Origin of the sequence: Saccharibacillus alkalitolerans, from assembly GCF_011090185.1 — a bacterium.
Taxonomy (GTDB): Bacteria; Bacillota; Bacilli; order Paenibacillales; family Paenibacillaceae; genus Saccharibacillus; species Saccharibacillus alkalitolerans.
On record NZ_JAAFGS010000002.1, the window covers coordinates 265,012 to 291,079 of the forward strand.

The window sequence follows — 26,068 nt, forward strand, 5'->3', positions numbered from 1 at the left end:
AAGATCGGGGTTCGAACGGCGATCGCCGGGAGCGAAGCCGACAGATTAAGCTCTTTTTCTGCGAGTCATGACGTCGAAGATAACGGCAAGCGCCAGAACCGCGCCGCGGATCATGTACTGGTACGAGATGCCGACGCCCAGCAGGTTCATGCCGCTCGACAGGGAAGCCATGACGACCGCGCCGATGATGGAGCCGGTGACTTTGCCGACGCCGCCCGCCGCGGATACGCCGCCGACGTAAGCGGCCGCGATCGCGTCAAGCTCGAACAGCGTGCCGGCCGTCGTCGTTGCCGATTGCAGACGCGCCGTGTACAGGATGCCGGACAAGGCGGACAGCATGCCCATGGAACCGAATACGATGTACGTAATCTTTTTAACGTTGATGCCGCTCAGGTGAGCCGCTTCCGGGTTGCTGCCGACCGCGTAGATGTGACGGCCGAGCACCGTTTTGGTCGTCAGGAAATGGTAGATCGCCACGACGAGCAGGGTGATGACGACCGTCCAGGAGAAGCCGTTGTAGCCGGCCAGAATCCAGGTCACGTAAGCGATGATCGCGGAGACGAACACCAGCTTGACGGCGAAGATCTTGTTGGAAGGCACGTCGAATTTGTACTTGATCTTCTGGCCGCGTTTCGAAATTTCGGCGTATACGAAGTACAGGATGACCAGCGCGCCGAGGATCAGCGCCAGCACGTTCAGGCCCGCGATTTGTCCGAGCGACGGCAGGTAGCCGTTGCCCAACGCGTTGAACGTATCGTCTTTGACGATGATCGTGCCCGTCTTCTCGGTCACTTGGAGCAGCGCGCCGCGGAAGATGAGCATCGCCGCGAGCGAGGAGACGAAGGCCGGGATGCCGACGGACGCGACCAGCACGCCGTTGAACATGCCGATCACGATGCCGAGGATCAGGATGATCGGAATGGTGAAGTAGACCGGCACGCCCAGCTGCGACAGCATGATCGCCGCGATGGCGCCCATAAAGCCGGCGGCGAAGCCGACCGACAAGTCGATGTGGCGGATGACGATGACCAGCGTCATGCCGACGGCCAGAACGGCGATGTAGCCGGTGGCGTCGAGCAGGTTGCTGATGTTGCGCGAGGACATGAACAGACCGTCCGTCAAGATGGTAAAGGTGAGCATGATGACGAACAAAGCGATGTACATGCCGTAATCGCGGATATTCACTTTGAGCAAAGATTTGGCTTCTTGGAAGAAGTTCATGGTTTTCCCCTCCTAATGCGTTAGGTGCGTTATTCGTTTCGCGTCTTTAATCGGACACGCCCGGCGTAACGCAAAGCTGCACGGCATGCAGCGGACGCTTTACTGCGTCGCGAAATGCATGATTTTTTCCTGATCGGCTTCTTCGGCCGGGATTTCGCCTTTGATCCGGCCCTCGGCCATGACGTAAATCCGGTCGCTCATGCCGAGCACCTCGCCGAGTTCGGACGAGATCATGATGATGCTCATGCCCTGGGCGATCAGCTTGTTCATGATGGTATAGATTTCGAATTTGGCGCCGACGTCGATGCCTCGCGTCGGTTCGTCCAGGATCAGCAGCTTCGGTCCGACGAACAGCCATTTGCCGAGGGAGACCTTCTGCTGGTTGCCGCCGCTCAGATTGCCGACGAGCTGTTCCACGGAAGGCGCCTTGATGTTCATCGAGCCTTTGTATTCGTTGGCGACTTTGACTTCTTCGTTGTCGTTGATGACGCCGCCGGGCGCGATTCCTTTTAGATTCGCCGCGCTGACGTTGTTCTTGATGTCCTGCAGAAGGAACAGCCCGTCGCCTTTGCGGTCTTCGGTCACGTAAGCGATGCCCGCCTTGATCGCTTCGCTGGTATGCGAGAATTTGCTGCGCTTGCCGTCGACGTACAGTTCGCCGTCCAGCTTGTAGTTTCTCGGATTGCCGAAAATGCTGAGCGCGAACTCCGTACGGCCCGAGCCCATCAGGCCCGCGATACCGACGATTTCGCCTTTTTTCACATAGAGGTCGACGTTTTTGACAACATTGCGGCCCAGCTGTTGGTCGAATGCGGTCCAGTTCTTGACCTCGAGAATAGGGTCGCCGAACTTTTTATCGGGCCGCTTCGGATAGATGTCCTCGATATCGCGTCCGACCATGTTCTTGATGATCGAAGCTTCGGTAATTTCGCCTTTGGACCCGTCCAGCGTGCAGATCGTTCTGCCGTCGCGGATCACGGTCGCTTTGTCGGCGATCGAGATGACTTCCTTCAGCTTGTGGGAGATCATGATGCAGGTGATGCCCTGGCTCTTCAGCTCGCGCAGCAGATTAAGCAGGTTCTCGCTGTCGTTTTCGTTCAGCGCCGCCGTCGGTTCGTCCAGAATAAGCAGCTTGACGTCTTTGCTGAGCGCTTTGGCGATTTCGACGAGCTGCTGCTTGCCGACGCCCAGATCGCGGATCAGCGTCTCGGGGTTGACGTTCAGCTTAACCTTGTCCAGCATCTTGCGAGCTTCGATGATCGTCTCGTTCCAGTCGATCACGCCGCCTTTTTTGACCTCGTTGCCCGCGAAAATGTTCTCGTATACGCTCAGGTCCGGAAAAAGAGCCAGCTCTTGGTAGATGATCGCGATGCCCGTCTTGACGCTGTCGGTAATCTTCGCGAACTGCTGTACCGTTCCTTCGTAAACGATGTCGCCCTCGTATGTGCCGTACGGGTAGACCCCGCTCAACACCTTCATCAACGTCGATTTGCCTGCGCCGTTTTCGCCGACAAGAAAGTGAATCTCGCCTTTTTTGACCTGAAAATTCACGTCCTGCAGCGCTTTGACGCCGGTAAAGCTTTTGGAAATGTTCCGCATCTCCAAAATGTTGCCGTTCGGGCCTCCGGCTGTAGGTCCGTTCGTTTTTTCCAGTATATTTCCGCCCATTTCTATCGCACCCCTTACCGCCCGGTTTACCGAGAAAGAGGAACGGGGCGTCCCCGTCCCTGCTTCTCAGCCGGCTGTTTGCTGTGGTATACGGTTAACCCGCCGTCCTGTGCTTACAGGCCCGTGAAGTCTTCGGCTTTGTAGTATTCCGAATCGATCAGTTCTTTTTGCACGTTTGCTTTGTCGACGACGATAACGTCGGTTTGTTTCGCTTTGACGTCCACTTCTCCGTTGTTGTAAGAACCTGTCGTTTCCGGAGTTTTGCCGTCGAGTACTTCGACTGCCATGCCCATTGCGTCTTTAACGAGCGTACGCACGTCTTTGAAGACCGTCATGGACTGCTTGCCGTCGAGGATATACTGGATGGAAGCCTGCTCGGCATCCTGACCGGTGATGACGTAGCTTGTTACCGCGCTGTCGGAACCGAATACGTCGGCGATGGAGCGTGCCGTGCCGTCGTTCGGAGCCAGAATGGCAACGTCGCCCTTCATGTCCGCCGCGGCTGCCGTCAGGTGAGTCTGAGCTTTGTTCTTGGCTTCGTTCGGATCCCAGTTCGTCGTAACCTGGCCGATGATGCTGCTCATTTGGTCGCGGGACAGGTCTTTCGTGTCTTTCAGCTTTTCGGCTTCCGTGGAGTTGGCGATTTTGAATGTGCCGTCCGCGATTTTAGGCTGCAGAACCTGCCATGCGCCTTGGAAGAACAGGAAAGCGTTGTTGTCGGTAGCGGCGCCTGCGTACAGGTAGAGCGGCTGGCCGCTGCCTTTTGCGTTGTCGATCAGGTACTGCGCTTGAGCCGCGCCTACCGCGAGGCTATCGAATGTGACATAGTAGTCGACCGCGTCGGTGCTTGTGATCAGACGGTCGTAAGCGATGACGGTCACGCCGTCTTTTTTCGCCGCTTCTACCGCTGCCGCCGCGGCGTCGCCGTCCTGCGGGCAGATGATCAGCACTTTGATGCCTTTGTTCAGCAGCGTTTCCACGTTTTCTTTTTCTTTGGCGGAAGAGCCCTGGCTGAACAGAATTTCGGTTGTATACTTGGTGCCCGACAGCGCGTCTTTGAAACGCTGCTCGTCCTGCACCCATCTCGGTTCGTCTTTGGTCGGCAGTACGATTCCGACGCTTACGCTTCCTCCGCTGCCGCTTGTTCCGCCGCCGTTGCCGCAGGCGGTTGCGACGATCGAGAACATCATGACCGCAATGAGAAGCACAATCCCCTTAAAGTGTTTCTTCAATTTGACCTAACCCCTTTCGGTTTGTCTGATGATGGAGTAAATCGTTCTGGCAGGATTAAATATAACACCGCTTTCATTCTCTGTAAGCGCTTATCATTAGCACTCTTTTGCTACCTTCTGTACTTTTTTAATCTCTTCGGGAAAGCGTTTGCACAAAAGTGCGGGACAACGCTCCGAACAAGCGAGCGACCGTCTGAAAAACCGCGCCGTTAAGCCGTTTTCCTGACTGAGGGGCTTTGGATTCCGAAATCGGGCATGAGACGGTTTTCTGCTCCGCCATGCAAAAAAAGACTGCAAAAATCCGTCAAGTCCGGGCGTTTTCATTCCTGAATCCGGAATAAACGCGCGCTCGGCACGACAAATTTTTACAGTCTTTCGCGGATAGGGATCGTCCTCCCTATTCGCCGCCTTTTCCGTAGACTTCTTCCCGCGAATGGAAGCCGTCCGCGATCACCGTCCCGTCCAGATTGGAAGCGTCGACCGCGATCGGGGACAGCAGAATCGACGGCACTTCGATCTTGCCGTTGTTGACCCGCCGGGTTGCTCCGGTCGGCTCGCCCTTGGCCAGCGCGACAGCGAGTCTTGCCGTATCTTCGGCCAGCCGGCCGATCGGCTTATAGACGGTCATCGTCTGCGTGCCGTCGACGATGCGGCGGACGGCTTCAAGGTCCGCATCCTGTCCGGCGACCGGGATGCTTCCCGCCAAGCCGTATCGTTCCAGCGCCCGAACCGCGCCGCCCGCGGTCGCGTCGTTCGCGACGATGACCGCGTCGATGCCTCCCGCTCCGTTGGCTTTCAGCGCTTCGAGCATGTTCTCCAGCGCGTAGACCGGCTTCCAATCTTTCGACCATTGGTCGTACACGATGCGAATGTCGCCCCGCTCGATCGACGGCTGCAGCGCCTCGAACACGCCTTCCTTGAACTGGCGGGCGTTGTTGTCCGTATCGGCGCCTCCGATATAGACGTAATTCCCCTTCGGCACAATCTTCATGATGGCTTCCGCCTGAAGGTGCCCCACTTCGACATTGTCGAAGGAGACGTACAGATCGACGTCCGCGTTCGTCACGAGGCGGTCATAGGACAAGACTTTGATGCCGGACTTATGAGCTTTGCTTACGATCGCCGCCGTCGCTTCCGCATTATGCGGAACGATGACCAGAACGTCGACGCCCTGACTGATCATCGCTTCCGCCTGGGCGATCTGCCTCGCGTCGTCTCCGTCCGCGGACTTGACGATCACCTCCGCGCCCAGCCGCTGCGCCGCCTCGACGAACAGATCGCGGTCTTTTTTCCACCGCTCCTCCAGCAGCGTGTCCATGGCGAATCCGATCTTGATCCGCTTTTCCCCGCTTATCGCGTCCGGCTTGGCCGGCGGCGCGGCTTCTTCCCCGCTTCCGGACGCCTGCTCCGAACCGGATGAAGCGCCTGCCTCCGCGCCGTCCCAGCCTCCACCATGCCCCGCCCCGCCGGAAGATTCGGCGGACGAACGGCCGTCTTCGGCCGAGTTCGCCGCCTGCGGCCCGCCGCTTCCGCTCGAACACCCCGCCAGCGCCAGCAGCAGAAGCAGAAGCGCGCATGCCAGCGCCGCAAGCTGCCGGAACGAAGGGCCGCTGCCGGCTTCTGCCGCTCCGCGGCTGCGGCTCCGGTCCGCCTTTCCTGCCGCTGCGCTCGGCCCTCCGGTCATTCCGCACCTCCCAGCAGCGCTTTTCTGTACTCCGTCGGCGAGATGTCGCACATCTTTTTGAAGACTTTGCTGAAATAATTCGGGTCGTGGTAGCCCACTTCGAACGTAATTTCTTTCAGGCTACGGGCCGGATCGCTCATCAGCTTCTTCGCCTTGTCGATCCGGCACTGGGTCAGGAAGTCGATGTAGTTGACCCCGATCTGCTCCTTGAACAGCTTGCTGATATAAAATGGGCTCAACTCGAATTTCTCGCCGATCGCCTCCAACGAAATGTCTTCGTGCGAGTTCTCGGTGATATACTGCTTGATCCGCCGGACCGTATCTGGCTTGATCCGCTCCAAATGCTCCGCGTACGCCTGCTTGATCCGGTCGAGAACCGCGCCCGTTTCCGACCGCAGCTGCCGGTAATCCTGCGCCTGAAACGAGAACGTCGGCGTCCCGATCTCCACGCCCATCTCCGCCAGCACGCGCGAAGCGACCCATAAGCGTTCCAGCACCCGCTGCTGGGCGTTCAGCCGATCCGCGCCTTCGCTCTCGCACTGCCGCAGGAAATCCAGCGTTTCCGACCGGATGCCGTCCCAGTCGCCGACCCGGATCTGCTCGAAGAAATGCTGCTCCCAGCGCTTGTCCGGCAGGTCCAGTACGGAATTTCCCGGCCCCCGCTCCGGCTTCTCCGCGTACAGACGGTAGCGGACCGGCTGCGAAGGGTCGGGAATCGCGATCAGCGCTTCCCGGTAGGACTGCCGTACCCGGGCCAGCGAATCGCAGACGTTGCCCACGCCGATCAGCCAGCCTTCGCGGGAATGGCCGCCGGCCGCCTCCAGCAGCGTACGCGCCAGTTCCGACGCCTGCACGCGGAACGGACGGTTCTTGTCCCGGAAAGCGATAATGGGAATCTGGCGGCCGTAAAGCGCGCCGACCCAGCCCGCTCCGTCGCGCCGGATTCGATCGCGGATTGCCGCATAGGCGCCTTCCGCCCCCGCCGGCACCAATACCGACAGCGCGAACGTCTCGCTGTCCGCATCCGCGCCCAACCAGGCCACCAGCTCGTCCGAATGCACTTCGTGCACGTGATCGAACAGCAGCTGCGTCACGATATCCGTCTCGATTACGGGCATTACCCGCTCGAGCGCATCTTCGCGCAGCCGGCTGCGCTCCCGTTCGCGGGCTTCTTCCCCGATCTGCTCCAGCACCCGGCCGACCGTCTTTTTGATCTCCCCCGCCTTGCTCGGCTTGAGCAGATAATCTTTTACCCCGAGCTTGAGCGCGCGCCGGGCATAATCGAACGTATCGTAAGCCGTCACCATGACGATCTTGACGTGCGGATATTTTTCCCCGATAATTTCCGCCGCCTGTAGTCCGTCCATGCCCGGCATTTTAATATCCATCAGAATCAGGTCCGGGCGGAACGAATCCGCCAGTTCGACCGCCATCCGGCCGTTTTTCGCCTGTTCGATCGCAAGTTCCGGAAAGCTTTTTTGCAAAATGGCCTGCAGGCCTTCCCGGCCGACCTGCTCGTCATCCACGATCAGCAGTCTTGTCATAGGTGTCGCTTCTCCTTGTCTTCGGTAATTTGAGCACTACCCGCACGCCTCCGCCCGGCCGGTTCTCGACGTCGATCACGTCCGTCACGCCGTAGAACAGCCGCAGCCGCCGCACGACGTTGCCGAAGCCGATTCCCGTCGAGTGCCCCTCCGGCTGCATCTCGCGTTCTTCGAGAATGCCGCGAATTTTGTCTTCGTCCATTCCCGGGCCGTCGTCGGCAATTTCCACCGCTACCCGGTCGCCTTCGTCGGTGATCGCGACGGTAATCGTTCCTCCGCTCTCCGACGGCTCGATCGCGTGAATGACCGCGTTTTCCACGATCGGCTGAAGCGTCAGACCCGGCATCTGCACGGAAAGGCAGCGCTCGTCGATCTCGGTCACCAGACGCAGCCGATCCGTAAATCGCGCCGATTGGATCTCCATGTACTGACGCATCACGCGCACTTCGTCATGAAGCGTTACCGCGCGGTCGAGCCGCTTGAGATTGTAACGCAGCAGTCCGGCGACGCTCACCAGCAGGTCGCTCGTCTCCTCCGCCCCTTCCAGAAAAGACTTTTTGGACAGCGTATCGAGAATGTTGAACAGGAAATGCGGATTGATCTGGCTCTGCAGGCTGCGCAGCTGGCTCTCCTGCAGCAGCAGGCGGCTCTTCTGAAGCTCGCTTTCCAACCTCGCCTTTTCCTGCATTTCCACGATCAGGTTATTGATGCTGACCCGCATCCGCTCGAACGTCGTGGCCAAAAAGTAAATTTCGTCCGACGAGTTGACCACGATCTGCCGCTCGAACTTTCCTTTTGCCAGCTCTTGGGCCGCTTTCGTGAGCTGTTCCACCGGCCTTGTGATGCTCAGCGAGAACCAGTAGGCGAACAGCAGCAGCCCGAACGTGATCGACAGCAGAATCCAGATGCCCAGCTTCTTCAGTTCTTCGGCCTGTTCGATGATGCTGCGGTAGAAGCGTTCGTACGTATTCAATTCGATGTCGATCAGCTGCAGCGTCATTTCCGAGATGTAACGGGAAATGCGCGTCGCTTCCGCGAACGCCTTCGACGAATCTTCGTTTTCCCGCTCGGATTGAAACATGACGGAGCGGTCCGTCGCCTCGAGCAGGCTGTCGATCAGGTTCATGTAGCTGGTCAGCGCGAAGTCGTTCTCTTCGTTGCGCAGCAGTGCCACCGAGCTCCGAGCTTCCCTCAGCAGCTGCTCGTTCCGCTTCAGGCTGCTCAAATTGCCCTCGGTCGGCGTCAGCAGGTAGATGTTGAGCGAATTGACCGTCTGCCGGCTCGACGCCGTCACTTCGTTCATGTGCAGATAGCGCTGGAGAATATCGTTGTACTGATCCTGCGTCTTCTGGTTGTAATAGGTCAGCATGATCCAGATCGACGCCATGATGAACATGATCAGGGCGGTCAGCGTCCAAATTTTCCGTTGAATTCCGATCATTGCGCGTCCTCCGTCGTCAGCAGGCGAATGTCCGTCGGGTACCCTTCGGCATCGAGCGGAACGGTATCGCCGTCCAGCCAGCGCACCATCATCCGCACGCCGATCTCGCCCATCTCGGACGGAGACTGCTCCACTACGGCGTCCAGCTTGCCTTGACGCAGCAGCGGCAATATGTCCGGATGATCGTCGAACGAATAGATGTGATACGGTTTCAGCTGCGAACGCCTGCCGATCTCCCGCACCATCGCGGCAGTCAGGTTGGCGTCCACCGAAACGAAAGCGCTAACGTCGGGAGAAAGGTTCATGACCTCCTGCGTCGCGGCCGCGATCTCTTCCCCTTCGTCGGAAGTGACCGTATATTCGACGCGGATGCCCGGATAATCGTCCAGCACGCTCCGAATCCCTTCGAGCCGCCTCCGCTGATCGTATTCCTCGCGGTCGTCTCCCATGATCACCACCACGCCTTCTTCTCCCATATCGGCAATCAGGCGGTTCGCGATCATCTTTCCCGCCGCCAGCGCGTCCGAGCCCACATACGTTTTCCGCATGCTTTCGGACATCGGCACGTCGCTCGCGACCGTGATGACGGGAATGCCGTAAAAAGCCGCCTTGACCTTGGTCAGGTTGTCGAACGCATCCTCGTCCATGCCCTGCACGATGATCCCGTCCACTCCCGAATCGATGGCGATCTCGAGCTGCTTGAGAAAATCTTCGCGGTCTTCCCCGTACGTGCCCCACACTTCCAGATTCACGTCAAGGCGCTCCGCCTCTTCTTCGGCGCCTTCGCCGACCTTGTTCCAGAACGGCGTTCCGAGATCCTGCGTAATGAGCACGAGCCGGTAGCGTTCGTCCGATTCTTCCTGCGTCTGCGGCGGCTGCCAGGCGGACTGCATGAAGCGGATCGCCGAAATCATCGTAAAAAACAGAAAAATGGCGCATATCGAACCGAGCGCCAGACTGATCGTCTTGTGCAAGCGCGATCCCTCTTCCCTGGATAAAGATATTTAAATTATAACATTTTATTCCAAAAATATTGAAGTCCGATCTCCCGGAATCCAGTTTTTCTACTGTAGCAAATCGGCCGCTCTCTGAATAGATTTTTTTTACAGATGTGCCTATGTAATTGTAATCACATGCCGTTTCGCCGTTTTTCGCGAGGGGTAAGGAGCAGCAAAGAGCGCTTTTCGTTCTTAATCCCGACTTTCGAGGAGGAATTTCAACGTGTCGAAAAAACCTCTCGGCAAACGGCATCTGGCGGCTTCTTTTCTGTGCGGCGCCGTCCTGTTCTCCGGTCTGTCCGCGGCCGCGGCGGATACGTCCGTGACGGCCATGGCATCCAAACTGACGTTCTATGCGTTCGGCGAAAGGCAGCAGGCGCCGGCTCCTGTCGGCAGCGACGGCTCCAAAGCGCCCGCCGCGCTGACTTACAACGGCACGACCTACGTGCCGGTGCGCGCGCTCGGCGGCATGCTGGACGTACCGATCTATTGGGACGGCACGAACGGCGCGATTTCGGCCGGGTCGGCCAAAGTTCTCGTCAAGGACGCGAAAGGCGCCGTGCACGGCGGGATCGATCTGACGGAGGAGAAAGGCGGCGTCCGCGTCAAAGTCAGCCTGTCGAACCTTCCTCCGGGACCGCACGGCATTCACGTTCACCAGATGCCGGTCAAAAACAACGATTTCGCCACCGCCCTCGGCCACTTCAATCCGACGAAACACGAACACGGCCATGACAATCCGAAAGGCGCGCATGTCGGCGACTTCACCAAAAATTTGACCGCCGCCTCCGACGGCACGGCGGTGCAGGAATTCTTCCTTGAAGACGCGAATCTGCAACCGGACAGCCCGATGTCCATCGCGGGCCGCTCGATCATTATCCACGCGGGTCCGGACGATCAGAAGACCGATCCGGCAGGGGACTCGGGAGACCGGATCGCCGGAGGGAATATTCCGAAATAACGAATGTCCGCTTCCCGAAAGCGAAAGAACGCGCAAAAATACCGGCGTCCGTCAAGACGCCGGTCAACGTGTCGAGAAAGTCTAACGTAGCTTGAAGCGAGACGGCGGAGAGAGAAATTCAGTGAAGGAACGATAGTGTTCGCCTTTGAAATCGGGAAAGTTCCGCTAAAATTCGATCTCTTTTCCCGATTTCAACACGCGACCGGAACGAATTTCTCTCGGAGCCGGCTTGCTTCTCTCTACTACGTGACTTTTTCGACAGCCTGACCGGCGTCCGTCAGGACGCCGGTGTTTTTCGGCTGCGGCTCGGCCGGAATCGGCAGAGCTTCGGCATAAGCACGCATTCATTCTTCCTCTTGCTCGTCGAATCGGTTCGGATCGCCGAAACGCAGCCAATATTCTTCCATCTCCCGCAGGATGACCGCCGCCTCCGGACCGAAGCCCTGCATGGGAATGTTGACCGGCATCGACACCAATTTTCGATTCGCCTTCATCAACCCTTTCATAAAACCGCCGCGGCGCGCCATGAACGCTCCGGGATCATGCAGATCGACGCCGATGTAAGGCTGATCCATCAGCGTGTAAGGCTCGATCCGGCTGACTTCGCTCCAGGCGACGAAGCCGGCGCCGGCCGCGGCCACCCGGTCGTGGAAGCCTTTTTCGTCGAGCGTCAGCACCGGAGACAGACGGAAAGCCCGCCTGAAGCCGAACCAAAGCCCAGCCGCTCCCAGCAGCAGGGACAATGCGCCGATCAGCACCCCGAAAACCGACCGGTCCGGTCCGGGACTCGAACCGAGACTCACGAGATATACGCCCACCGCCACAAAAAGAAGTCCGAATAGGGCGATTTGCAGCGCCTTTCCCCGTTTCTGGTAAAAATGCAGCGGCCCGCCGCCTTCTGTCCGTTTCTCCATATCCATGGAAGTCTTCTCCCTTTCGATGTCGAATAGGTCTTTCGATCTTAGCGCAGCAGCCCTTTCGTTTGCAAAAATTCGCGTGCCACTTCCTCCGCCGGACGTCCTTCGGCGTTGACCGCGTAATTCATCTTGCGCATCTCGTCGTCCGTGATCTGTCCGGCCAGCACGTTCAGCGCATCCGCAAGTTCGGGGTGCTCGTCGAGCGTCTTCTGCAGCATGAGCGGCGCTCCCTGGTACGGCGGGAACAGTCCTTTATCGTCTTCGAGCACCGTCAGGTCGTACTGCGCCAGCTCGCTGTCCGTGGAATAAGCGTCCAGCAGATCGATATCGCCGCTCTCGATCGCCTGGTAACGAAGCTTCGGCTCCATCGTGAACACGGTATGGAATTCGATCCCGTACAGCTTCTGGATGCCGAGGTATCCGTCCTCCCGATCCGAAAATTCCAACGTAAAGCCGGCTTCCAGATTGTCTTCCAGCGGCTTGAGCCCGGAGATGGACGTTACTTCGTATTGGTCGGCCAATCGCTTGGACATGGCCAGCGCGTACGTATTGTTATAAGCCATCGGCTCCAGCAGCGCCATGCCGAATTCGCTCTTCAGCCCGTCGCGGGCCTGGGCGTACACCTCGGCGGCATCGGTGCTGACGGCCGTCGTCTTCAAAAATTCGCTGATCGCCGTGCCCGTAAATTCCGGATAAATGTCCACTTCCCCGCTCTGCAGGGCGGCAAAGACGAACGACGTTTTCCCGAGACCCGGTTTCAGTTCGACCGTCAGATCGGTATCCTGTTCGATCAGTTCTTTATACATGTTGATCAGAATTTCCGGTTCCGCGCCCAGCTTTCCGGCAATGACCAGATCGGCCTTGTTCGACTGGCCGAGCAGCGGAACGATCAAGAAGAGCGCGATGACGAGAGCGAATCCGCCCAACGCCGCGAGCGTTCTTCTGAGCGACAGCTTCTCCAGAAAGCGCAGCGCGAAGTCGAACACAATCGCCAGCAGGGCAGCCGGAATCGCGCCGAGCAGGATCAGATTCGTATCGTTGCGGTCGATCCCGAGCAGGATCAGTTCGCCAAGACCGCCGCCGCCGATCAGGGCGGCCAGCGTGGCCGTGCCGATAATCAGCACGGTTGCCGTACGGATGCCGGCCATAATGACGGGCATCGCCAGCGGCAGCTCGACCTTGATCAGTCGCCGCCGCCGGTTCATGCCCATCGCGTCGGCCGCTTCGAGCAGCGAAGGATCGACTTCGCGCACGCCCGTATATGTATTGCGCAGAATCGGCAGCAGGGCGTAGATCACGAGCGCGACCACGGCCGGCACGCGGCCGATGCCGAGCAGAGGAATCATCAACCCGAGCAGCGCCAGCGACGGAATGGTCTGCAGCACGGCGGTGACGCCGATCACGCCTTCGGCGCCGCGCGGATTGCGCGCGAGCAGCAGGCCGAGCGGCACCGCGATCAGCGCGGCAATCAGCAGGGAGACGAACGACAGGGCGATATGTTCACCGAGCGTCGTCCACAGCTGGTCCTGCCGTTCGCGGAGCACGTCCAGAAACGTCGACATCAAGCTTCGCCCCCTTCTTCGAATTCGCGGGCCAGACGCTTGAGCGTACGTTCCCGGTCCAGCAGACCGATAACGTCGTCGCCGCGGCGTACGAGCAGCCGCTCCTCGGCGGCGAAGTGCCGCAGCAGCTCGCTTACTGCGGTGCTGCCCGCGATCGTGACCGCTCCGTCGTTCATCAGGCGGCTGTCCGGCTGCAGCAGCTCGGCCAGGTCTTCCGCGGTGAGCTCAGGAAGCCCGGACCGGCCGCCGCCGGCTCCCGCATCGCCCAAAAACTCGCGCACGAAGTCGTTCGCGGGCCGGTGGACGATCTCCGCCGGCGTTCCGATCTGCACGATTTCTCCTTCGTTCATCAGACAGATGCGATCGCCCAGCTTCAGCGCTTCGCGCATGTCGTGGGTCACGAACACGATCGTCTTGTGAATGTCGCGCTGCAAATCCAGCAGGTCGTTTTGCAATTTCTCCCGCGTCACCGGATCGAGCGCGCTGAACGGCTCGTCCATCAGCAGAATGTCGGGGTCGGCGGCAAGCGCACGGACGACGCCCACTCTCTGCTGCTGTCCGCCGGACAGCTCGGCCGGATTTTTGTCGCGGTACACGTCAGGCTCGAGTCCGACCATGCGCAGCAGGCGCTCGACCCGTTTGTCGGTCTCCTCATGCGGCGTCTTCATCAGCTCCGGCACGACCGCCACGTTTTCCGCGATGCTCATATGCGGAAAAAGGGCGATCTGCTGCAGCACATAACCGATATTCCAGCGCAGCTCGTTCAGCTTGTAATCGCCGATCGGGCGCCCGTCGATCGCGATTCGGCCGCCGCTCGTCTCGATCAGACGGTTGATCATCTTCAGTACCGTCGTTTTTCCGCAGCCGCTGGGGCCGATCAGGACGAAAAATTCGCCTCGTTGCACTTCGAAAGACAGTCCGGCGACGGCCGTACGGCCGTCGGGATAAATTTTGGTGACTCCTTCAAATGAGATCATAGTTTTCTCCCGGATCGATTGTCGTAGAAAGCGTCGGCCTGCAGCGGTCTTATTTCTCCCGCGATCCAAGCGCCTGCTTTCTCCTATCAATACCCGCTTTTGGCCGCTTGGTATCACGCGAGATCAAAAAACGGCGGAACGCGGCTCGAAGGTGCCGAAATCCTTCTGCGGGACCGAACCCGCACCGGATTTCAAGGCACGGAAAACACCCCGGAATTCTTATTCCGGGGTGTTCGTTCCGCTGCCGCAGACGTGGATGCGCGCCGGCCGAGGACAACGTGTTCCGCAGCCCGCCGCGTGTCCGGCCGCCTTAAGGCAGCAGATCCACCGCATCCTGCGGCACGAAAATCCGCTCGCCGTTATCGACCACGCTGCCGTCCAGCGTCACTTCTTCGCCGTTCAGTTCCGCGATGTTTTTATATACCGGCAGGCGCAGCGTATCTTCGCCTTTCGTCACGACCAGCACCGGGTTCGCTTTGTCGCTGTCGTCGATTTCCCATTCGGCCCCTTTGGCTTCGAAAGCCGCTTCGGCAGGCACGAACAGGCGCTCCGTTACCGCGTCCAGATCGACGCCGAGAGCGGAAGCCATCGCGCGCGCGATATCCGTGTTTTCCAGCACGCCGCTGAGTCTCTGGCCGTTCGGCGCGTACGAGTACAGCACCACGTCGCCGCCCGTATGGCCGCCCGACGTCCAGCCGATATGCGCCCGCTCGCTGATCATCGGACCGATGATCGAATTCAGCTTGCCTTTGTCCCCGCGGCGGATCGTTTCGACTTCTTTATTGGTCAGGTCCGTAATGCCGTAGTATTCGGCCATGACCTGCTTGATATTGTTGTTCGTACGCGGGCTGGCCAGCTTGGCTTCCACGCCTTCGCCCGTCAGCTTCGCTTTGAGCAGAGGGCCCGTGAACGTCTCGAGCGGCTCTTCGTCGTACGTGCCCGTCGTCGCCCGGTCGCCGATCGAAATGCCTCCGTTGCCGTGGTCCGTTACCGCGATGACCATCGTGTTGCCGTCTTCCTTCGCGAACGCGAGCGCTTCGGCCACCGCTTTGTCGAACGCGTTCACGTCGCTGATAATGCCGATCGGATCGTTCGCATGCGCGGCCCAGTCCACCTTGCTGCCTTCGACCATCAGGAAGAATCCTTCTTCGTTGCGGTCCAGCACGTCGATCGCCTTGGACGTCATCTCGGCCAGGCTCGGCTGCTTGCTCGGATCGCGGTCCATGTCGTAGCTCATCGCCGTGTCGGCGAACATGCCCCACAGCTTGTCCGAATCGGAAGCCGTCAGCTCCGCGGGAGTCTTGACCAGATCGTAGCCGAGGTCGCGAATAACCGCCTGCAGGTCTTCGCCGTCTTTGCGTCCTGCCGGGGTAAAGTATTTGGCGCCGCCGCCCAGCACGACGTCGATGCCCGCGTAGACCTGCTGCTCGCTCAGGGCGTCATAGTTGCCGCGGTCCGGATAGTGCGCGCTGAACGCCGCCGGAGTCGCGTGCATAATTTCGGAAGTGGCGATGATGCCCGTCGATTTGCCGGCCAGCCGCGCCGCTTCCAGCACGTTCGCCACAGGCTTTTTCGCGTCGCCTTCGGCGATCGGATCCAGGCCCGGCATCGTGGTTTCGTCCGGCAGCACGCCGACGTAGCCCGTGTGCGACTTATGCCCGGTCGCGAAAGCCGTTCCGGCCGGAGCCGAGTCGGCGATAGCGGCATCGGCGGAATATGTACGCACGAGTCCGCTTGCCATTTCGTCCATCGCCAGCGGCTCTCCGCCGTTATACCAGCGCGTCAGCGTCGTGCCGTCCATGCCCATGCCGTCCGGAATCATGATGATGACATTCTGCGCCGAAATATTCGGCTGCTCCGCAGCCGCCGCCGTCTGCATTCCGGTTCCGAGCAGCATTGCCGCCGAGAGAGCCCCGGCCATCCATGTCGTCGCCTTGCGCTTTTCGCGTGCCGATCCAACCTTTTGCAAATCGTTCCACTCCCTTTTGTCTAGTTTTGAAACCTTTTCCAGTGTAGGAAGATAGCGTTTGCGGAATATTAAGAAGAGTTACGATTTGTGTAAAAAAAACCCTCCCTGGCGGCTCGCTTCCCGCCTCAAAGTTGAAACGCGGCCGCCGGAAACGCATAATAGAAAGGAGGCCTTTTCCGTTTAGAAAAGGAATCGACCAACGAATTTCCAGGATAGGTATAGATGGAGGGTCACATGAATCAATCCAAGCTCATTGCCGTGATCGGCGGGACCGGCAGCGTGGGACGATACGTCGTCAGCTGCGCGCTGCAGCAGGGCTATCGGGTCCGGATGCTTGTCCGCAGCGTGCGGAGCATGCAGCTGCCGCCGGAAATGGCCGCCAGGCTGTCCGTCGTCCAGGGCGACGCCATGCGTTTCGATTCGCTGCGCGAACTGCTGCACGGATGCTCGGCGGTCATCAATACGTTCGGCCGCCCTCCGCACGAAGCTCCAATGTACAGCGCGGTCACCCGGCAGGTGCTCGAAGAAATGGAGCGGGCGGGGGTTCGGCGCTATATCGGCGTCACGGGCCTGTCGCTGAAGCTGCCGGGCGATCACAAGTCGCTCGGCGGCCGCGTCGTATCGCGCATGCTGCGCTCGCTCCATCCCCAGTTCGCCCAAGATCGGGTAGCGGAATTGGCGGTGCTGCAGGGCAGTTCCGTCGATTGGACGCTCGTCCGGCTCCCCGTCGTCAAGGAGGGCCAGGGCGGCTGCGCGGTCAAGGCGGACCTCCAGCGAATGACAAGCAACCGCATCTACAACGGAGATGTGGCACGCTTTCTCGTCGGTCAGATCGAGACGCCGGACTACGTCCGGCACTGTCCGTTCATCGGCAGCTGACGGCACGGACGCCTCGCCGAAAGGTTGGGCGTTCCCGGTCGTAAGGTCGTAAGCAGGCAGCGAAACACATCACGGCGCCTATGCAAAACGGGCAATCCCGATGCCGCTCCGGACGGAAGCCTCTTTCCCAGTCCGCAGCGGCGAGTTTGCGTCCGCGCCTGTATATAGAGGGGGAATCGGAACAATGGACTTCGTGGCGATCGACTTCGAAACGGCCAATGCCAAACGCGGGAGCGTCTGCGCGGTCGGCCTGGTCGACGTGCGCGGCGGGCGTATCGTCGACGAATATTACACGCTTGTCAATCCGCACGACGATTTTGATTACTTCTGCATCGCGGTGCACGGCATCACGCCGGACCAGGTCGAGGACGCGCCTTCCTTTACCGACATTTGGCCCGAACTCCGCCGCCGGATCGAGAACCGAATTCTCGTCGCGCATAACGCTTCGTTCGATATGAGCGTGCTGCGGCGCAGCGCCGAAGATCACGGACTGGACATGCCGCATATCCAATATATGTGCTCCTGCCTGATGTCGCGCAAAATCTGGCCGGACATGCCGAACCATAAACTGAACACGGTAGCCCGCGAGCTGGGTCTCGGCGCGTTCAAGCATCACGACGCGATGGACGATGCCCGCACGGCGGCGAAGATTTTTCTCCGCTGCTCCGAAGCGGGAGAAGCGACGGACTGCGGCAGCCTGGCCGAACGTTACGGCTACCGGATCGGACAGATTTTGCAGGACGGCGGTCATATTTCCTTCTCGTCGTCCGCTTCGAAAAGCGGGCGCACGCGAAGCGCGCGGAAGACGGGCGTTTCGGGCGCCGGAACGGCCGGCGGTTCGGCGGGAACCGCGAAAGCCAAGGCGGTCCCTCCGGCGCCCAACCCGGGCGCGGACCGCGGCAATCCGCTGTACGGCAAGCGGATCGTCTTCACCGGGCGGCTGAGCGGCCTCAAAAAGGCGGAAGCCCAGAGCCGAGCGGCCGAATTCGGCGCTCTCTGCTCGGAATCGGTCGAATGGAAGACCGATTATGTCGTCATCGGACGCAGCGATTACGCGAAATACGCCGCAGGCGGCCCTGCAAGCGGCAAGACGCAGTCGGCCGCACGCCTGGCCGCGGCGGGCAGCGGCGTCCGCATCCTGTCGGAGGACGAGTTCGCCGCCCGGCTGAGCGAAGCGGCGGCCGGCTCCGCGGAATCGGAGGGCGGGGAGCATGGATAAGCGCAAGCTTCAGCTGCGGCTGCAGCAGAAGATGATGTTCGACGTGCTGTTCGTCGCCCTCGCGATCGCCGCCATTTTCTTCTTCGACCTGTACACGCTGCCCGGCATTCTGCTTCCGCTGCTGCTGGCCGCGCTGCGCGGTTATACCTTCGTCCTCAATCTGCGCCGTTTCCGGCGCGTATCGGCCGAGGTCAAGAGCGAGCAGCCCAAGAGCCGGCTGTACGACCGGGAAGAAGACCTGTAGGCTCCGGCGCGATACTTGCGCTTGCGGCCCGCCGCTCGCGCAGCGGAGACTTCCGGAGCGGACAGCCGGCCGCGTCCACGGCAAAAAGCCCGGCCGCCTCTGGATGAGGCAGGCCGGGCTTTTTTTATACTGCTTTTTCATACTGCGGCTTCCTTATTCGGCGAACGGCCCGATCAGGCTTCGCCCAGCGATACCGGAATGCCGTCTTCCGTCGCTTCCGGATCGCCGTAAATGAACCGTTCCACGCTGATGATGTTCTCTTCCAGCGTTCCCAGGGAGTTGTCGAAATAAAGCACGGAACGGCCCGGCAGTTCCCACTGCACTTCCGTCCGCTGCATCCGCTGCACGAACAGGTCCCAGTTCGCCAGCTTCCACTCGTCGGCTTTGTGGCCGCGGTCCTGGATGCGCTTCTTGTACTGCGTCATGTCGCCGAGGTACACGTACACGACTTTGACTTCGACGTCGTTCACGGTTGCCCCGATCTTCGCCAGCTCTTCGTGAATCCAGTTTGGATCGCGGATTTCGCTCGTGAACGGCCCGACCGCAAAGACGTCGGAGCCGAGCTCCAGATTTTCCAGCGCCGTGTCCATCGTCAGGCGATAGCCCAGATCGCGGCACAGCTCCTTGTACGCCTGCGAGTCCCGATCATGGGGATCGTGTCCCGCGAGCGTCATGATCTTCTCGCTGGCCGGACGCGACGCCGTGTCCATATCGAGAAAGACCGGATGTTCCTTGATCGTGATTCCTTTGGCGATCGTCGTTTTGCCGCTTCCGGCTCCCCCTACGAAAAATACCAGTTTGCGCATATTGTCTTTCATCCCCTTCACTTGCCTGCTTGATGGCTGATTTAGAATGAATAGGTGCGTTTCCCCACGCTTGCGTCATGGGAACGCGCCTCTGCTTCAACGATTATGATAATTTTCATTTTAACATAATCAATTCGAAATGGTTCATTCAATTTCGTTCGCGCTGCCGCAGCTCCCGGGAGGTTCCGCCCGAACGCGACCTTCCCGCCGCCCGAACGTCCCCTTACTTTACTTCTAACCTTTTTCGGCACCCGTTAACGTTTTTTTGAGCATAATCCGGCTTGTCCGTGCAAAACTTCGCCCCCATGCCCCGGAACGCCGAACGAGCTCCGAACGCTTGCCGCGATGGCCGAAGCATGAACGCAAGCCGGCAAAATGCCGCCGGATCGCGGAGCGTCGGCGGGATAAGGCGCGATGCCGATAAACTGCGGAGCGCGGCTCGGCGTTGGCAAAGGCGGAATGCCCGCGGCAAGGCATCGGCGGGGGATGACTCGGCTTCGGCCGATCAAGGCGTCAGCGGCGGGAAGGCGCGGCTTCGGCCGAGCGAGGCGTCAGCGGAGGATGGCCCGGCTTCGGCCGAGCGAGGCATCAGCGGAGGATGGCTCGGCTTCGGCAACCCGCAGCGTGCCAGCGGAAAGCCGTCGGCCCGTCAGCCGCGCCGTCCTCCGTCATGCCGCTTACCGCGCCGTCCAAAATAGCTGCGTGAAAGCAGTTATTTCCCTCCAAAACGATTTTTTCAAAGAAATAGCTGCAGGAGAGCAGCTATTTGTTTGTTGGAACGCCTTTTCCCGTCCTTTTCGGACAAATAGCTGCTCTGGCGCAGTTATTTCCGAAAATCGGACGATAATCGGGCAAATAGCTGCTTATACGCAGCTATTTGCAGAACGTCTGCGCAAAATTTACCGGCCATTCGGGACCTCCTCGCCTCCGATCCCCCGTCCGTCATACACCGATCTCCCACGGTCATACACCGTTCCCCGTTGGCTCTACACCGGTCCTTTGCTGCCGCTCGTCGCCTCTTATCGTCCCTTATCGATCACGTATCGCCTCTCATCGGTCCCTTATGAAGACTTTTAAAACGGATTAACCTCGACGCAAGCTTCGCGGCAGGCGGCGCTATCGTAACGGGCTCAGGCAGGCAAAAGAACCCCGGACCCGCTTAAGAAGACGCGGTTTCCGGAGTTCCCGAACTTTTTGGACGCGGAGCAGGCGCTTAGTCAGCCAGGTCCCCTTTCAGCATCGACAGGTCCTGCTTGAGATCGGCCAGATCTTCGCGGACCGTTCCGAGATCCTGCTTCAAGTCCGCCAGATCCTCGCGCAGTCCCTTCAGGTCTTGAGCCAGATCCGCCAGATCTTCGGCCAGGAAGCCCTCTTCCCGACGTTCCGACATCAGATCGCGAATCGCCTGCAGACCGCGGTCCAGCCCGCCGGTTCCTTCCGCCGCCTTTTCGATGCCCGACGCCGCCCTGTTCACGGTCTCGCGCATGTTATCCATATTCGTCCCGATCTGCCCAAGCGTCGAGTTTATAAGTTCAAACCGTTCGTCGCCGTATCGCTTGTCCATATTCGCATCTCCCCTGCATCGATTTTGAACGTTCTTCGTAAAGACGAACGATTCCCCGCAAACCTTGCGGATCGGCGAAGATCATTTTGCAAATTGATGAAAATAGGGCTGCACATTGATGAGAATCGAGCTGCACATCGGCGACAACCGAAGCTGCGGATCGGCGGAAATGATCTGTGTGCGGCGTTCGGGCTTAAATGCGGAAAAAAGCCCGGGCCGCCGCCGTCGTCTGTTCCATGACCGTCTCCGCGCTTCTGCCCGTGCACTCGGCGACCGCTTTCGCGACATGCGGCAGATAGACCGGCTCGTTGCGTCCGTCTTTCGGTTTCGGTATCAGATCGCGCGGCGTCAGAAACGGCGCGTCCGTCTCGATCATCAGCCGATCGGGAGGGATCAGGCGCACCAGCTCGCGCAGATGGCGTCCCCTCCGTTCGTCGCAGATCCAGCCGGTGATGCCGATATGGAGATCCATATCGAGGTAGGCGCGCAGTTCCTGCTCGCTGCCGGTAAAACAGTGCACGACAGCGGGCAGCTCCGCGGGCTTCATCCGGCGCAGGATCATGGCGAAATCTTCGTGCGCTTCGCGCTCATGCAGAAACAGCGGCAGCTCCAGCTCCTCCGCCAGCTCCACCTGCTTCGCGAACCATTCCAGCTGCGTGTCGCGCGGAGAAAAATTGCGGTTGTAATCCAGTCCGCATTCGCCGATCGCCACGACTTCGTCCTGCGCGGCCAGATCCCGCAGGCTCTGCAGCGTACGTTCGCCGCAGCTTTTGGCATCATGCGGATGCACGCCCGCCGTGGCGTACAGGCGGCCCGGATGACGACGCGCATACTCGGCGGCGGCTTCGCTGCTGCGCACGCTCGTTCCGGTAATGACCAGGGGCGTCACCCCGGCCGCCGCGGCAGCTTCGACCACCTGCTCGCGGTCGGAGCCGAACGAGCGGTGCATCAGATTGACGCCGATATCGATCGTCTGCGGCGGCCGGTTCCGTCCGGCTGGGCCGCTTGACCGGCTGCGTTGAGTTTGTTCTCGTTTTTGATTCATATTCATGGTTCAGGTAATCCTCCTTCGAATTCCTCGTCTTCGTCCATCAGGCCCGGCGGAATCCGCTCCGCCAACCAGACGCCGCTGCCCGCGTCGTAGAACACGACGCCCGCTTCGGACGCGGCGGCCGTATCCAGGCGCAGCATGACCAGTCGGCCTTTGCGCCGTCCGGCCAGCGCGGCGAACTGCGTCTCGGCCGACAAATGCACATACTCACGACCCATCGGCAGCAGCCCGTGTTCCGCGATCGACGGCAGGGCATGTCGGCTCGTGCCGTGATACAGCACGCTCGGCGGCGTGCCTTCCGGATACGTCACCCGGCCGAAGCTGTGACCGTAACGCGCCCGAATGCGCGGAGCGCCCGGAGGCTCTTCTTCCGCTTCCGAGATGCCTTGAGCTTCCGGCTTCCCGCCAGCTGCCGTAATCCTTCCGCTGCGTTCCGATGCCGCTTCGCCGCCGTCCGCTCCTGCCGCTCGGCCGCTTTCGCTGTCAACCGCTCTGTTTTCCACGATCTCGAACCGCTGCTTGTCCGATCTGCGCACCACGCCGCGAATGTCTTCCTCCGTCGTCTGTTCGTAACCCGTGCGGCGGCGCACCGCCTCGAGCAGCTCGTCCAGGCCGCACGAACCGTCTTCCGGATCGAGTGTCAGTCCGAATTCTTCCGGCGAATGGCGCAGCATCATCGACATCAGCTTGCTGATTTTTTTGTAGCGTTCGGCTGCGGACAGCTTGGGTTCTCGACCCGGTCCGCGATACGGATTGCCTGCGCCGGCACGCGGTTTAGGCGGTTCGCCGTTTTGCTTTTTTTTCGTTTTCCCCATACTGCGTTTCCCTCAATTCTTTTTATTCTCTACGGCCACGCGAGCCGTCGCTTCCCGGTCGATCGCGAGCGCGACGAAGTCGACGATATCATGAAGGCCGACGATTTCCGACGCTTCCGCATGCAGGTCGATCAGCGCGATCAAAGCCTTTTCCGCATCCTCGTCCAGACGCATCGTCAGCAGGTCCAAACGTTCATACAAGGCCCGGATTTTCGGATCTTCTTCCATCGCTAACTTCCCCTTTCTTTATTGAACGCGAAAAAGGCCCCGTTTGTTTCCCCGGAGCCGAATTTTCGCAATGACGGACAGCGGACTCGCGGCCTTGCCCAAGCTCAATCTTTATACGGATCGTATTCGTTCGCGCCCGCCATCGCCACGCCGATCGGCTTCAGCGTATGCAGCACGTCGAGCGTCTCCGAGTGGGCGTCCAGCACTTCCTGCAGCTGCCGGTACACGAACGGACTTTCGTCCGTTCCGCCGCCGCGCAGCTCCACGCCGAACCGCTTGACCGCGCTCATCATCCGGTCTTCGCTGATTTCGCCGCCGAGGCGCACCCGCGTTTTCCAGTTCATTTTCCCCGCGGCCTGGGTCCGGCTCATGACACGGCCCGCTCCGTGTACCGTGCTGTAAAAAGCTTCCCGGTTCTCCGCCGTGTCCTTCCCCCGCACGATGACCGAGATGTCGCCCATGCTGCCGCCGATAAAGCCCAGCTGCCCCGGCGCCGAAGGCGTCGCCCCTTTGCGCACGACGATGCATTCTTTGCCGTCATGTTCTTCTTTCCAGGCGAAATTGTGATGGTTATGCACTTCGAAGTCGCTCTCCGCGCCGAGGATGTCCAGCACCTGATCGATGACATGATCGCGGCCCGCGTAAGCGTAGCGTCCGGCCAGCTTCATCGCGCGGTAATACAGATCGCCCAGTTCGCTGTTCAGGTCGAGCAGCACCGGCGGCTGGTCCATGCTTTCGCCCGGCGCTTTGCCCAGAAATTCGCGGCCCGCCGCCAGGTTCAGGAACCCGCTCGCCGTCTTATGCCCGAAGCCCCGGCTGCCGAAGTGATTCCCGATCCAAATCCGCCCCGTGGACGGCTCTTCGAAAATGTCGACGTAATGGTTGCCGCTGCCGACCGTGCCGAGCTGTTCCCGCGCCAGCTTGCGCAGCTTGTCGTGCACGTCGCCGGCTCCGCCGACCTGCCGGTACACCGACCAGTCGGGATCGTCGAACAGCTCGTGGTCGGACTTTTTGGCGTTGACGCCGCCGATGCCGAATTCGATCCGGCGCGCGATCTCGTCCATGATGCGTTTGATGTTCGGCTTCACGTCGGCGGCCATCAGGTTCGTGCGCACCGCTTTGTTGCCGCAGGCGATGTCGTAGCCGACGCCGCTCGGCGAGATCTGTCCCTCGTACGCGACGACGCCGCCGATCGGCTGGCTGTACCCTTTGTGATGATCGGCCATCAGCAGCGCCTGCACCACGTTGCCGTGATACGCGCACGTCTGGGCCTGTTTCAGCGCGCCTTCGTCCGTCTTTCCCCATACCCGTACTTTTCCGATCGTCTCGTAACTCATATTTGTTCATTCCCTTCTATATTGAAAAAACGACAGATACGCATCCCGCGTAGCCGCCGCAGTCATCGTTTATTCTCCATTACCCTTAAGGCCTTCGAAGACATCTCCGCCTCGTCATTCCTGCCGGTCCAGATCCATCTTCGCCACGCGTTCGCTCATCGGACCGAAACCTCGCGCCGCCGCCGAAATATAAGGCAGCACCTGATCGCTCCACCCGTAGACGTAATACGTGTTCTCGTCTTCCGGCGGAACCATCGAACCCCGGTAGGGAGCCAGATCCACGATAAACGCCTGCGCGTTCCGATTGATCTTGCTGCGATAGTTTCGAAGCTCCCGGTAAAAAGGACTGCCTTCGTTCTGCTGCTCGTCCGTGATCATGATGATCTGGTCGACGTTCTCCTGCAGCTCCGTCAGATGGCGTACCGGAAGACCGGTATTCGTTCCGCCTCTGGCTTTGATTCTCGCCGCTTGGCTCATGATGCCCGCCGTTTTCGACGGCTTCGGATCGTGCACGCGGTCGTCGAACAGCAGGAAGATGGAATTGCCGCCCGTTTTTTTATGCAGAGCCAGCGCGAACACGGAACCGGTACGCAGATATTCGCCTTCCATCGAACCGGAGATATCGAGCAGAATCGCGGTCCGTCCCGGCAGATCCGGCAGGCTGGCGAACGTCAGCTCGACGGCTTCCGCCAGCGCTTCCTTCAGCGACGCGCGCTTCACCTGATCGTAAGCGGTCGCGAAACGCATCGGCAGAATTTTGCTTTTGCGCAGCGCTTCGGCATCCGTCAGGCGTTCGATCGCGTAACGCAGATGCTGCGGTTTCTCGAACAGCCCTTCGCGCTCGAACATGTTCAGATGGCGCAGCAGCGCGAACGTCGGCATCTGATACAGCAGCTCTTCCCAGATTCTTTTGGTGGCCGTGACCGCGCCCGTGACCGTCTCGTAAGGCAGCTTGCCTTCGCGGATCAGGCGAACTTTTTCTTTCTCTTTGTTCGCTTTCTTGAGCTGCTCGACGGCCGCGATCTGCGGCAGCTGCGCAAGGCTCGGCTCATGGCCGCGCAGATAACGGAACAGCGCCTGCTGGCGCTCGTCGACCGGAACCGGATGCGCGGTGGCGATCGCGTCGCCCAGATTGTAACCGCGGCCGCGGCCCCCGTATTTGATCGCCCAATATTCGGTCGTTCCGCGCAGGAAGTTCGCGACCTGCCGCTTAACGGCGCGCCCGCCTTGGCCGCGACCCTGACTTTTGAGAATGGTCAGAAATTCGGCGAGGTCGGACGGGATCAGGACAACCTGCGAAAAGACTTTGGCGAACAGATCGGGGCGGGCTTTCGACAGCACGGCCAGACCGTAGATCGGCTGCAGACGCATGAAGCCCTGCTTGCGGGCGAAAGGCAGCGCCCGCGCCATGAATTCCGGATTGAGTTCGGCCATCATCTCGTGCGTTTCGGCCGCCTGAGCCAGCAGCTCGTTCGCGTCGGCGTAAAACGTCCGGCCTAAAGTGTTGGTCAGCAGCATCTGCAGATATTCTTCTTCGATGCTGCGCCGATAGCTGCGGTATCCTTCTCGGTTGGGTGCATGCGGCGGGGTAAAACGCTGAACGGCTCGGCTCATGTCGGCGGCCTCCTTTTTATATAGGTAAAAGAATATTGGAATCGCGATAAAAGATCCGGCGAGGAAATCGATGAAGAAGGCCGCGGCGGGACTCGAACCCGCCTGCTGCCGTTTGGGTTTCGTAGGGTCGAAGTAGC

22 protein-coding genes are annotated in these 26,068 nt (G+C 60.0%); 4 read left to right on the forward strand and 18 right to left on the reverse strand.

Translation table 11 applies throughout. The annotated features are described in order from the left end of the window. Positions 1 to 45 precede the first annotated feature (45 nt). The 7 genes from GYN08_RS06810 to GYN08_RS06840 form a co-directional block, all read right to left on the reverse strand. Positions 46 to 1,221 (reverse strand): sugar ABC transporter permease, encoded by a 1,176-nt coding sequence (locus GYN08_RS06810; RefSeq protein WP_166273368.1) that lies wholly within the window; start codon positions 1,219 to 1,221, stop codon positions 46 to 48. 99 nt (positions 1,222 to 1,320) lie between these two features. Further along, entirely contained in the window at positions 1,321 to 2,889 is a 1,569-nt protein-coding gene (locus GYN08_RS06815) for a sugar ABC transporter ATP-binding protein (RefSeq protein WP_166273370.1), read from the reverse strand. 113 nt (positions 2,890 to 3,002) lie between these two features. Continuing rightward, positions 3,003 to 4,121 carry a sugar ABC transporter substrate-binding protein gene (locus GYN08_RS06820; RefSeq protein ID WP_166273372.1) on the reverse strand — a complete coding sequence of 373 codons (1,119 nt, stop codon included), beginning with the start codon at positions 4,119 to 4,121 and terminating at the stop codon, positions 3,003 to 3,005. Between the two features lie 397 nt (positions 4,122 to 4,518). Beyond that, on the reverse strand, positions 4,519 to 5,805 hold the full coding sequence (gene xylF, locus GYN08_RS06825) for a D-xylose ABC transporter substrate-binding protein (protein ID WP_166273374.1): 1,287 nt from the start codon (positions 5,803 to 5,805) through the stop codon (positions 4,519 to 4,521). Then, positions 5,802 to 7,349 (reverse strand): response regulator, encoded by a 1,548-nt coding sequence (locus GYN08_RS06830; protein WP_166273376.1) that lies wholly within the window; start codon positions 7,347 to 7,349, stop codon positions 5,802 to 5,804. The genes xylF and GYN08_RS06830 overlap by 4 nt, the downstream gene beginning before the upstream one ends. Continuing rightward, positions 7,324 to 8,790: a sensor histidine kinase gene (locus GYN08_RS06835; RefSeq protein ID WP_166273378.1), complete on the reverse strand. Its 1,467-nt coding sequence runs from the start codon at positions 8,788 to 8,790 to the stop codon at positions 7,324 to 7,326. The genes GYN08_RS06830 and GYN08_RS06835 overlap by 26 nt, the downstream gene beginning before the upstream one ends. Next, positions 8,787 to 9,764: a sugar ABC transporter substrate-binding protein gene (locus tag GYN08_RS06840; protein ID WP_166273380.1), complete on the reverse strand. Its 978-nt coding sequence runs from the start codon at positions 9,762 to 9,764 to the stop codon at positions 8,787 to 8,789. Before GYN08_RS06840 ends, GYN08_RS06835 begins: the two co-directional genes overlap by 4 nt. Before the next feature lie 247 nt (positions 9,765 to 10,011). On the opposite strand from GYN08_RS06840, the gene GYN08_RS06845 reads away from it, so the two are divergent. After that, positions 10,012 to 10,749: a superoxide dismutase family protein gene (locus GYN08_RS06845; protein WP_166273382.1), complete on the forward strand. Its 738-nt coding sequence runs from the start codon at positions 10,012 to 10,014 to the stop codon at positions 10,747 to 10,749. Between the two features lie 344 nt (positions 10,750 to 11,093). Here the strand turns inward: GYN08_RS06845 and GYN08_RS06850 are convergent, their stop codons facing one another. The 4 genes from GYN08_RS06850 to GYN08_RS06865 all read right to left on the reverse strand — a co-directional run bounded on the left by GYN08_RS06850 (position 11,094) and on the right by GYN08_RS06865 (position 16,126). Further along, positions 11,094 to 11,669, reverse strand: a complete 576-nt coding sequence (locus GYN08_RS06850) for an STM3941 family protein (protein ID WP_166273384.1) — start codon at positions 11,667 to 11,669, stop codon at positions 11,094 to 11,096. A gap of 41 nt (positions 11,670 to 11,710) precedes the next feature. Further along, the gene (locus GYN08_RS06855; protein ID WP_166273386.1) at positions 11,711 to 13,228 is read right to left on the reverse strand and encodes an ABC transporter permease/substrate-binding protein; all 1,518 of its coding nucleotides are present in this window, start codon (positions 13,226 to 13,228) and stop codon (positions 11,711 to 11,713) included. Then, complete coding sequence (locus tag GYN08_RS06860) at positions 13,228 to 14,205, reverse strand: ABC transporter ATP-binding protein (RefSeq protein ID WP_166273387.1); 978 nt, start codon at positions 14,203 to 14,205, stop codon at positions 13,228 to 13,230. The genes GYN08_RS06855 and GYN08_RS06860 overlap by 1 nt, the downstream gene beginning before the upstream one ends. 310 nt (positions 14,206 to 14,515) lie before the next feature. Beyond that, positions 14,516 to 16,126 (reverse strand): alkaline phosphatase, encoded by a 1,611-nt coding sequence (locus tag GYN08_RS06865; protein WP_166273389.1) that lies wholly within the window; start codon positions 16,124 to 16,126, stop codon positions 14,516 to 14,518. Positions 16,127 to 16,408: 282 nt separating this feature from the next. Between GYN08_RS06865 and GYN08_RS06870 the strand changes: the two genes are divergently transcribed. The 3 genes from GYN08_RS06870 to GYN08_RS06880 all read left to right on the forward strand — a co-directional run bounded on the left by GYN08_RS06870 (position 16,409) and on the right by GYN08_RS06880 (position 18,516). Further along, positions 16,409 to 17,053, forward strand: coding sequence for an NAD(P)-dependent oxidoreductase (locus GYN08_RS06870; RefSeq protein ID WP_166273391.1), 645 nt, complete (start codon positions 16,409 to 16,411; stop codon positions 17,051 to 17,053). A gap of 184 nt (positions 17,054 to 17,237) precedes the next feature. Continuing rightward, entirely contained in the window at positions 17,238 to 18,272 is a 1,035-nt protein-coding gene (locus GYN08_RS06875) for an exonuclease domain-containing protein (protein WP_166273393.1), read from the forward strand. After that, the gene (locus GYN08_RS06880; RefSeq protein ID WP_166273395.1) at positions 18,265 to 18,516 is read left to right on the forward strand and encodes a hypothetical protein; all 252 of its coding nucleotides are present in this window, start codon (positions 18,265 to 18,267) and stop codon (positions 18,514 to 18,516) included. The genes GYN08_RS06875 and GYN08_RS06880 overlap by 8 nt, the downstream gene beginning before the upstream one ends. Positions 18,517 to 18,689: 173 nt before the next feature. Here GYN08_RS06880 and GYN08_RS06885 read toward each other — a convergent pair whose 3' ends face one another. The 7 genes from GYN08_RS06885 to GYN08_RS06915 form a co-directional block, all read right to left on the reverse strand. After that, positions 18,690 to 19,322, reverse strand: coding sequence for an AAA family ATPase (locus tag GYN08_RS06885; RefSeq protein ID WP_166273397.1), 633 nt, complete (start codon positions 19,320 to 19,322; stop codon positions 18,690 to 18,692). Between the two features lie 1,213 nt (positions 19,323 to 20,535). Beyond that, positions 20,536 to 20,886 carry a hypothetical protein gene (locus tag GYN08_RS06890; protein ID WP_166273399.1) on the reverse strand — a complete coding sequence of 117 codons (351 nt, stop codon included), beginning with the start codon at positions 20,884 to 20,886 and terminating at the stop codon, positions 20,536 to 20,538. Between the two features lie 193 nt (positions 20,887 to 21,079). Continuing rightward, positions 21,080 to 21,931, reverse strand: coding sequence for a TatD family hydrolase (locus GYN08_RS06895; RefSeq protein WP_166273806.1), 852 nt, complete (start codon positions 21,929 to 21,931; stop codon positions 21,080 to 21,082). Positions 21,932 to 21,933: 2 nt separating this feature from the next. After that, on the reverse strand, positions 21,934 to 22,752 hold the full coding sequence (locus tag GYN08_RS06900; RefSeq protein WP_166273401.1) for an RNA 2'-phosphotransferase: 819 nt from the start codon (positions 22,750 to 22,752) through the stop codon (positions 21,934 to 21,936). 12 nt (positions 22,753 to 22,764) lie between these two features. Continuing rightward, complete coding sequence (locus tag GYN08_RS06905; protein WP_166273403.1) at positions 22,765 to 22,980, reverse strand: hypothetical protein; 216 nt, start codon at positions 22,978 to 22,980, stop codon at positions 22,765 to 22,767. Between the two features lie 104 nt (positions 22,981 to 23,084). After that, a complete protein-coding gene (locus tag GYN08_RS06910; RefSeq protein ID WP_166273405.1) occupies positions 23,085 to 24,317 on the reverse strand; it encodes an RtcB family protein in 1,233 nt (410 codons plus the stop codon). A gap of 114 nt (positions 24,318 to 24,431) precedes the next feature. Further along, positions 24,432 to 25,931 (reverse strand): TROVE domain-containing protein, encoded by a 1,500-nt coding sequence (locus GYN08_RS06915; protein ID WP_166273406.1) that lies wholly within the window; start codon positions 25,929 to 25,931, stop codon positions 24,432 to 24,434. Positions 25,932 to 26,068: the final 137 nt, after the last annotated feature.